General features: G+C 46.6%; 9 protein-coding genes. 8 read left to right on the forward strand and 1 reads right to left on the reverse strand.

Annotated features, from left to right (window positions below; all coding sequences use genetic code 11):
* Positions 1-92 precede the first annotated feature (92 nt).
* The 3 genes from ACO1NU_RS06845 to ACO1NU_RS06855 are packed head-to-tail and all read left to right on the forward strand — an operon-like array spanning position 93 to position 3,257.
* Complete coding sequence (locus tag ACO1NU_RS06845) at positions 93-1,313, forward strand: glycosyltransferase (protein ID WP_448817728.1); 1,221 nt, start codon at positions 93-95, stop codon at positions 1,311-1,313.
* On the forward strand, positions 1,294-1,929 hold the full coding sequence (locus ACO1NU_RS06850; protein ID WP_448817729.1) for a putative colanic acid biosynthesis acetyltransferase: 636 nt from the start codon (positions 1,294-1,296) through the stop codon (positions 1,927-1,929). Before ACO1NU_RS06845 ends, ACO1NU_RS06850 begins: the two co-directional genes overlap by 20 nt.
* 32 nt (positions 1,930-1,961) lie before the next feature.
* The gene (locus tag ACO1NU_RS06855; protein WP_448817730.1) at positions 1,962-3,257 is read left to right on the forward strand and encodes a WcaI family glycosyltransferase; all 1,296 of its coding nucleotides are present in this window, start codon (positions 1,962-1,964) and stop codon (positions 3,255-3,257) included.
* Between the two features lie 2 nt (positions 3,258-3,259).
* Here ACO1NU_RS06855 and ACO1NU_RS06860 read toward each other — a convergent pair whose 3' ends face one another.
* Positions 3,260-3,625, reverse strand: a complete 366-nt coding sequence (locus ACO1NU_RS06860; protein ID WP_448817731.1) for a hypothetical protein — start codon at positions 3,623-3,625, stop codon at positions 3,260-3,262.
* A 450-nt stretch (positions 3,626-4,075) separates the two neighbouring features.
* On the opposite strand from ACO1NU_RS06860, the gene rfbB reads away from it, so the two are divergent.
* From rfbB to ACO1NU_RS06885, 5 genes are all read left to right on the forward strand, one after another.
* Positions 4,076-5,128: a dTDP-glucose 4,6-dehydratase gene (gene rfbB, locus ACO1NU_RS06865; RefSeq protein WP_448817732.1), complete on the forward strand. Its 1,053-nt coding sequence runs from the start codon at positions 4,076-4,078 to the stop codon at positions 5,126-5,128.
* A 27-nt stretch (positions 5,129-5,155) separates the two neighbouring features.
* Positions 5,156-5,695: a dTDP-4-dehydrorhamnose 3,5-epimerase gene (gene rfbC / locus ACO1NU_RS06870; protein WP_448817733.1), complete on the forward strand. Its 540-nt coding sequence runs from the start codon at positions 5,156-5,158 to the stop codon at positions 5,693-5,695.
* On the forward strand, positions 5,692-6,549 hold the full coding sequence (gene rfbD, locus ACO1NU_RS06875; protein ID WP_448817734.1) for a dTDP-4-dehydrorhamnose reductase: 858 nt from the start codon (positions 5,692-5,694) through the stop codon (positions 6,547-6,549). The genes rfbC and rfbD overlap by 4 nt, the downstream gene beginning before the upstream one ends.
* A gap of 2 nt (positions 6,550-6,551) precedes the next feature.
* On the forward strand, positions 6,552-7,415 hold the full coding sequence (gene rfbA, locus ACO1NU_RS06880; RefSeq protein WP_448817735.1) for a glucose-1-phosphate thymidylyltransferase RfbA: 864 nt from the start codon (positions 6,552-6,554) through the stop codon (positions 7,413-7,415).
* Positions 7,416-7,585: 170 nt separating this feature from the next.
* A partial coding sequence (locus ACO1NU_RS06885) for a GDP-mannose 4,6-dehydratase (RefSeq protein WP_448816811.1) occupies positions 7,586-7,865 on the forward strand: 280 nt, incomplete at its 3' end.

Below are 7,865 nucleotides of genomic sequence, written 5' to 3' on the forward strand. Positions count from 1 at the left end.
AAATATATATAGGCTGCAACTTCTAAAAGTGTTGCATTAGCCGAAGGTATGTCCAAATCATTCGTTAACTGTCCTTTTTTACAACATTTAAAATGAGAGTATTACACGTTATACCATCGATGGATCCAAAATCAGGCGGCATGTCTCAGGCTGTCAGGACGCTTGTTCGTGGTTTGCAGCCGGAAAACATTGCTAATGAAGTTGTGACGCTGGATGATGCGACCTCTTCCTACATTAATGATAGTGCAATAGTAATACATGCACTTGGAAAAGGTTCGGGACCGTGGTGTTACAATAAGGCACTCTATTCATGGTTAGTTGCTAATCTTCCAAAGTACAATAGGGTCATTGTACATGGTTTATGGCAGTATCCTGGTTATGCTCTCCATAAGGCAGTTATGAAGATCGGAACAAAAGCACCTGACTATTTCGTGATGCCTCACGGGATGCTTGACCCTTATTTTCAAAAAGCATCCGGGCGCCGCCTGAAGGCCTTAAGAAACGTAGTATACTGGAAGTTTATTGAACAACAGATTGTTAATGGGGCAGCCGGATTGATGTTCACTTGTCAGGAAGAGCAGCGTCTTGCACGGATTCCGTTCTCTCCTTACCGTCCCCAAAAAGAACTTGTTGTTGGTATGGGAGTAGATCAGCCGCCATTGAAAAGTCTGGAGATGATGGAGCTTTTTTATACCTGCTACCCTGAGCTGCGAAGCAATAAGTATCTGCTCTTCCTAAGCAGGATACATGAAAAGAAGGGAGTAGATATGCTGGTCGAATGCTATGCAAAAATTATTCGACAGATCCTTGACCTTAATCCCCATGCTCAAATTCCGAAGCTCATAATTGCGGGGCCCGGCCTTGAAACGGCTTACGGCAGACAGATACTTCGGCAGGTGGATGCTTCTCCTGGGCTTAAGAGCTACATTCTCTTTCCTGGAATGTTGTCTGGTGATATGAAATGGGCTGCTTATTATGGAGCAGAAGCATTTATTCTTCCTAGTCATCAGGAAAACTTTGGGATAGCTGTAGTCGAAGCTCTTGCATGTGGTAAGCCGGTTCTAATCTCCAATCAGGTTAATATATATAAGGAAATAGCACAGAGTGAAGCGGCAGTAGTAGCAGATGACTCTCCCGCAGGAACCTTCGAACTTTTAAACTACTGGACTGTACTGCCGGCGTCTGCAAAGGAGGCGATGCAGAGAAATGCCCGACTTGCCTATGAGCGCCACTTTGCAGTGGCGCCTGCTATGGAACAAATGATAAACCTACTGAAGCTAAAAGATATTAAATATGGACCTGTTACAGCGTAAACAAGATGTTGACCCTTACCTGCAACCAACCTTTACGGTTGTAAACCGCCTGAGACGTTTGCTGTGGATAATTTCGTGGTCTCTGTTATGCAGATGGACTCCCAGGCCCTTTCATGCCTGGAGAGTACTTGTACTCCGGCTGTTTGGGGCGAAGATTGGAAGAGGAAATGCGATCTATCCGGATGTAACTATTTGGGCACCCTGGCTGCTCGAGACAGAAGATGTTGTGCGCATCGGTCCCGGTGTGGAGATCTATAACCCTGGTGGTGTATACCTTGCACATCACGTAACAATCTCCCAATCGGCCTACTTATGCGGCGCAACCCACGACTATAACGTAAAGGATTTTACTTATATCGTTAAGAATATGAAGCTGGAACCCTATGTGTGGATCTGCGCACGGGCTACCTTGCTACCGGGTGCTCATTGCGCGGAAGGAAGCGTTCTGGGAGCCGGCTCCCTTACTAATAAGGACCTGGCTGCCTGGACTGTCTATGCCGGGAATCCTGCTAAATCCGTAAAGTCCCGAACTAACTTCCTTCATCCAGACCATATCGGCTGGAAAAAACCGCATTCACTCTCTTCCGGCTCTGCTGAAAAGATGCTGTTTATCTAATCAATTCAATCGTAGACTTAAATTACTCTCACATGGAACATAATACACATGCTAAAAAGAAAGTTCTCATACTTGGAATTAACTTTTCTCCTGAACTCACAGGCATAGGCAAATACACCGGTGAAATGGTTGATTGGCTTGTCGAAAAAGACTATGAGGTCACGATGATCACATCTTTTCCCTATTATCCAAACTGGAGTGTGCAGAAGCCTTACTCCGGTAAGACCTATAAAAAAGAGGTTGACAGAGATGGGAAATTAAACGTATTCAGGTGCCCGATGTATGTTCCACTGAACCCCACGGGTGGAAGACGAGTATTGCAAGAATTCACTTTTCTTCTGAGCTCTTTCTTTGTTGTTTTCTATCTGCTGTTTAAAAAGAAACATCACCAGATATTCGTTATGGCACCTCCTTTTCATCTTGGGTTTCTGGCTCTGTTTTATCGCTTTTTCAAAGGGGGGAAAATAGATTATCATATTCATGATATGCAGATTGAAGCAGCAAGACAACTAAAAATAATAAAGGCTGAACTTGTCTTTAAAATACTCTTTAAACTCGAGAAGTTCATCCTTGATCGGGTAGACTATGTAAGTACTATATCCGGTGGGATGAAAGCTAAGGTCCAGCAGAAAGTTAAAAAAGACATTATCATGTTTCCTAATTGGGTTGATACCCAAAAGTTGTACCCTCTTAATAACAGGAGCGGTCTAAAAAGAAGTTGGGGATATCAGGCAGATGAAAAAATAATCCTCTATTCAGGAAGTATAGGAGAAAAGCAGGGCCTACAAAGCTTGATACCGATCGCCAAGAGTCTGGAAAGCTATAGCTTTATCAAGTTCATCATTTGTGGTATTGGGCCATATAAAGAACAATTAATGAAACTTGCTGCCGATGCGAAGCTCTCTAATATAAGCTTTCTGCCTCTTCAGCCACTTGATCAGTTTAATAGTCTGCTAAACCTTGCTGACGTACACCTTGTGCTCCAAAAGAAAAATGCTGCTGATCTGATGCTGCCTTCTAAATTAACTGGGATACTCTCATCAGGTGGGCTGGCTTTGGTAACAGCAGATCCAGGAACTTCATTGTATAAAGCTGTTGTCGACCACAAAATGGGAGTGGTAATCCCAAGTGAAGATGAAAATGCACTTAAAGACGCGATTTTTGACTGCTGCGTCTCTGATCATACCAGCAAGACCTTGAAGGGGCGCTGGTATGCAGAGAAGTACTTGAACAAAAATCAAATCCTGAGCAATGTGATGCTTTACGTTACCGGCTCCGACTTGGTCGACGAAAATACTCTGGAGTATCTTGATCTAAGCAATGCATAGTTTTATACCGCTACAAATGCCTTGTCAGATAACAAGGTATTGTAGCGTTCAAGTAACTCGATGTATTTGTCTTTCCAATAATGTTTGTTATACAAGTCCTCCGGATCGTTGAAGTTGCTCCCCGGAAAAGACGTTTTTTTAAATCCTCTTTCAAAATCTTCTGGAGTGAAAAGCTGAGGTAGTTCCGCTGAGAAGTCATGGTTAATGACGCAACCAATACGATAGATTATTTCTGGTTTTAATTGTTGCTGATTGAACCAGTTGTAAACGGAACGTCTGTTCACGTTAGTTAGTCGGGCCACATCGCTAATGGAGTGTCCATTGCGTCTTATTATTTTTTCGATGATTTGTCCGTGATGTACTGGCATAGTCTTGAGAGTTTGTTAATTTTTGTTACCTTTTGTATATTATATTTGTATTTTTCGCATTTGTATCAGTCCCGAAGTGAGTAAAAAATTCTACATGTGAGGAAGCAATTGCTCATTATTTAGCATTGTTACTCCCTTTTTCTCAAATATGATCACGCTTATATTTTTCTAAGTCGCCTTATCGAGCCTTCTCTTATAAAAAGTTCAATATCCATACCGATCATCCATGCTTCTCACCTTAGCACACATGTAGGCAGTTTACAGAGTAGAAGTCCTGCTGAAAAGTACAGCGATGTTAAAATTTCAGAGATAGATATCCCGGTATCTCGCTGCCTCAGTTCAGATTGAATGCTTTGATTTGTTTAAATGGGATGTTTTATTTACGTTGGTGGGTTCAAAAAATAAAAATTTCAAATAACTTGCGTGCTTTTAGAATAACGCGCTGTTTATATGAAAAAGTTTCTCATCACCGGAGGTGCCGGTTTCATCGGTTCCCATGTCGTCCGACGCTTTGTTAAGACGTATCCCGACTATCAGATTGTCAACCTGGATAAGCTCACTTATGCGGGCAACCTGGCCAATCTTCGTGATATTGAGAACAAACCGAATTACCGTTTTGTGAAGGGCGATATCGTCGATGGAGCCTTTATCCAGTCGCTATTTGAAGCAGAAGGCTTTGATGCGGTGATCCACCTGGCAGCCGAGAGTCATGTAGACCGCTCGATCAGTAATCCGCTGGACTTCGTACTGACCAATGTGGTGGGTACGGTAAACCTGTTGAATGCTGCCCGCCAGAGCTGGAAGGACGACTACAGCTCGCGCCGTTTCTACCATGTCTCTACCGATGAGGTATATGGTACCTTGGGTGAAACAGGCTTGTTCACGGAAGAGACAGCCTACGATCCGCATAGCCCGTATTCAGCATCCAAGGCCAGCTCCGATCACTTCGTTCGTGCTTACGCCGATACCTACGGGATGAATACGGTCATTTCCAACTGCTCCAACAACTATGGCTCGTATCACTTCCCCGAGAAGCTGATCCCACTAGCCATCAACAATATCAAGAACAATAAGCCCGTGCCGGTTTATGGCAAGGGAGAGAATATCCGCGACTGGCTTTGGGTAGAAGATCACGCCCGGGCCATCGATGTGATCTTTCACCAGTCGGCCAGCGGGCAGACCTATAACATCGGGGGGCACAACGAGTGGACGAACATCGATCTGATCCGCACGCTCTGTGCGGTAATGGACCGCAAGCTGGGTAGGGAAGAAGGCGAGTCAGCTAAGCTGATCACCTTTGTAACCGACCGCGCCGGCCATGACCTGCGTTATGCCATCGACTCCACCAAGCTGCAGCGGGAGCTGGGCTGGACCCCGAGTCTTCAGTTTGAAGAAGGCTTGGAGAAGACCGTAGACTGGTATCTGCAGAATCAGGAGTGGCTGGAGAATGTTACTTCAGGTAACTACCAGAGCTATTACGAAGGGCAGTACAGCGACAGATAAAAGCGAGAACATACTACAGAATACTACATGGAAATCATTACTACCCCGCTGGAAGGCTGCGTGATCATCAAGCCGGCTGTCTTTCCGGATGCAAGGGGATACTTTTTTGAAAGCTTCAACGAGCAGCGCTTCAATGAGAAGCTGGGCATGGATGTACACTTCGTTCAGGATAACCAGTCAGCCTCCAGCTATGGTGTGCTGCGCGGCCTGCACTTTCAGCTGGGCGAACATGCTCAGGCCAAGCTGGTCCGGGTGATCAGCGGCGAGGTGCTGGATGTTGTCGTGGATCTGCGCGCCGGTTCAGCTACCTACGGGCAGCACTATAGCGTGTTGCTGAGCGCTGAGAACAAGCTGCAGTTCTTTGTGCCTCGAGGCTTTGCCCACGGCTTTGTGGTGCTGAGCGAGACGACCGAGTTCTTCTACAAGTGCGACAACTATTACAACAAGGAATCCGAAGGAGGGCTGCACTATGCAGATCCTTCGCTGAATATTGACTGGCAGGTACCGGCCGACCAGCTCCTGGTGAGCGAGAAGGACCAGGTACAGCCTTATCTCAACGAACTATGAGTAAGATAATCGTCATGGGCGGCTCCGGCCAGCTGGGCACTTGCCTGAAGATGGTCGCCACCCGTCGTGGCATTACCGACATTGCCTTCCCGCCGGAAGACCAGGGAAATATTCTGGATATGGAAGCGCTGCAAACCCTGTTTGAGCAGCACCAGCCGGCGTACGTGATCAACTGTGCGGCCTATACAGCCGTGGATAAAGCGGAAGATGAGCTGGCAGTAGCCCGGAAGGTGAATCGCGATGGAGCAGAGAACCTGGCCCGTCTGTGCAAAAGCCATGGAGCGGTGCTGGTGCATGTCTCGACCGACTTCGTCTTTGAGGGCAATAGCCCTAAACTGCTGACCGAAGAAGATGAGGCCCTGCCCATCAGCGTGTACGGGCTGACCAAACTCGAAGGCGAGCAGGCGATTGCAGACACACTGGAAGCACACTATATCCTGCGGACGGCCTGGCTGTATTCCGAGTATGGCAACAACTTCGTTAAGACCATGCTCAAGCTGGGAGCAGAGCGCGATGAGCTGAGCATCATTGCCGACCAGGTGGGCACACCCACTTACGCCATTGATCTGGCGGACGCTATCCTGAGCATTATCGAATCAGGTAAGAGCGAGTACGGCATTTACCATTACAGCAATGAAGGAACGATCTCCTGGTATGACTTCGCCAAGGCGATCTTTGAGATCAGCGGCACGGAGGTCAGGGTACAAGCCATCACCACGGCGCAGTATCCGACCAAAGCGATGCGTCCTGCATTCTCGGCAATGAACAAAACCAAGATCAGAAGCACTTTCTCCCTGGAGATTCCCTACTGGCGGGAGAGCCTGATCAGGTGTATTAACGTTTTAAAAGCATAATCATGAAAGGAATTATACTAGCCGGAGGATCCGGCACCAGATTGCATCCCCTGACGCTGGCTACCAGCAAGCAGATGATGCCGGTTTACGATAAACCAATGATCTATTACCCGCTGTCGATACTGATGCTGGCGGGCATCCGCGAGATCCTGATCATCTCCACCCCTCATGATCTTCCCGGCTTTGAGAAGTTATTGGGCGATGGAAGCCGTATTGGCTGCAAGTTCAGCTATGCGGTGCAGGCAGAACCAAATGGACTGGCGCAAGCCTTCGTCATTGGAGAAGAGTTTGTAGGCTCAGACAGCGTGGCACTGATCCTGGGAGATAATATCTTCTATGGCGATGGTCTCTCAAACCTGTTGCAGGAGCTGAGTGAGCCGCAGGGCGGCGTGGTATTCGCCTACCAGGTATCCGATCCGGAGCGCTATGGCGTGGTGGAGTTTGATGCCAACAAGCAGGCGATCTCCATAGAGGAGAAACCAACAGAGCCGAAGTCGAACTATGCGGTACCGGGACTGTACTTCTATGATAACTCGGTTATCGAGATTGCCAAGAATATCCAACCATCTCCAAGAGGAGAATATGAGATCACGGATGTAAACAAGGTTTACCTCGAACAGGGCAGACTGAAGGTTGGGGTATTAAGTCGTGGCACAGCCTGGCTGGATACAGGAACGTTCAACTCACTGATGCAGGCCGGACAGTTCGTTCAGGTGATTGAAGAGCGTCAGGGCTTAAAGATCGGCTGTATTGAAGAGGTTGCCTATCGCATGGGATTCATTGATAAGGAAGAGCTGAAAGCTGCTGCTGAGCCGCTGGTGAAGAGTGGATATGGACAATATTTGTTGAAAATATTGCAACAATAGATGTTCTATCTTGGAATATTTTTAATTAATGGATCTATTTTCGCCCATTTTTATATAGTCTTTCCCAGAAATTTATACAAAATAGTCTAACAGTCTTGTTGCGCATCGAAAGTACGTAACTTTGAGAGTATCAACCAGGCACAAAGAATCAAAGAAATAATTCAATCATAATGAAGAAAAAAGCTCTCGTAACGGGTATCACTGGTCAGGACGGTGCATATCTTGCTGAATTACTATTATCCAAAGGATATGAAGTTCATGGTATCAAACGAAGAAGCTCGCTGTTCAATACAGATCGTATCGATCATTTGTATCAGGACCCGCATGAAGAAGATGTTCGTTTCATCATGCACTACGGCGATCTTTCTGACTCTACCAACCTGATCCGTATCATTCAGCAGGTACAGCCCGATGAGATCTACAACCTGGGTGCCATGAGCCACGTAAAGG

Source organism: Arcticibacter sp. (assembly GCF_053551015.1).

Coding starts and splice junctions, on each gene's coding strand:
- rfbA (WP_448817735.1), top strand. CDS start 6,552: ATGAAAGGAATTATACTAGCCGGAGGATCCGGCACCAGATTGCATCCC.
- ACO1NU_RS06850 (WP_448817729.1), top strand. CDS start 1,294: ATGGACCTGTTACAGCGTAAACAAGATGTTGACCCTTACCTGCAACCA.
- rfbD (WP_448817734.1), top strand. CDS start 5,692: ATGAGTAAGATAATCGTCATGGGCGGCTCCGGCCAGCTGGGCACTTGC.
- rfbB (WP_448817732.1), top strand. CDS start 4,076: ATGAAAAAGTTTCTCATCACCGGAGGTGCCGGTTTCATCGGTTCCCAT.
- ACO1NU_RS06855 (WP_448817730.1), top strand. CDS start 1,962: ATGGAACATAATACACATGCTAAAAAGAAAGTTCTCATACTTGGAATT.
- ACO1NU_RS06860 (WP_448817731.1), bottom strand. CDS start 3,625: ATGCCAGTACATCACGGACAAATCATCGAAAAAATAATAAGACGCAAT.
- rfbC (WP_448817733.1), top strand. CDS start 5,156: ATGGAAATCATTACTACCCCGCTGGAAGGCTGCGTGATCATCAAGCCG.
- ACO1NU_RS06845 (WP_448817728.1), top strand. CDS start 93: ATGAGAGTATTACACGTTATACCATCGATGGATCCAAAATCAGGCGGC.